We start from the raw sequence: 545 nt of genomic DNA on the forward strand, positions 1-545 counted from the left end.
CCGCCCGCCTGTCGGGGCATCTTGCCGAACCCTTTGCTGATATCCATCCCCAGGACGCCCGGACGCTGGGTGTGAAACCCGCGGACCTGCTGCGCCTGCGCAGCCCGCATGGCCAGGCCATCCTGCGCGCACGGATCACCACGGATGTGCAGCCCGGCGACCTGTTTGTGCCAATCCACTGGACCGGTGAAACGGCCCCCTCTGCCCGCGTGGATACACTGGTTGCCGCTGCCATCGATCCCGTCTCGGGGCAACCCGAAAGCAAAGCTGCTGTTGTTGCAGCCGAGCGCTGGCAGCCTGCGTGGTACGGCTTTGCTGTCTCTTGCCGCCCTATGATACCTCGGACAGAGTACTGGGCCTTGTCCCGAACCGAAGCCGGGTACCGTGCAGAATTGGCCGGGCTGGCCACACTTTTGGAGCCGGAGGCCGCTGCACGGGATCTGTTCGCCATGCCGGATGCCAAGATGCAATTGATGACAGACAGCAGCAAAGGCATCGCCCGGCTGGCCTTGTTTCAGAACGGCAAAGTCATGGCGGCGCTGTTC

Annotated in this window: 1 protein-coding gene; it reads left to right on the top strand. The window is 64.0% G+C overall.

The genetic code is table 11. From position 1 onward, the window contains the following. A partial coding sequence (locus RA19_RS25075) for a molybdopterin dinucleotide binding domain-containing protein (RefSeq protein WP_039168516.1) occupies positions 1-545 on the top strand: 545 nt, incomplete at both ends.

It is taken from the genome of Leisingera sp. ANG-M1 (assembly GCF_000813745.1).
Classification (GTDB): Bacteria; Pseudomonadota; Alphaproteobacteria; order Rhodobacterales; family Rhodobacteraceae; genus Leisingera.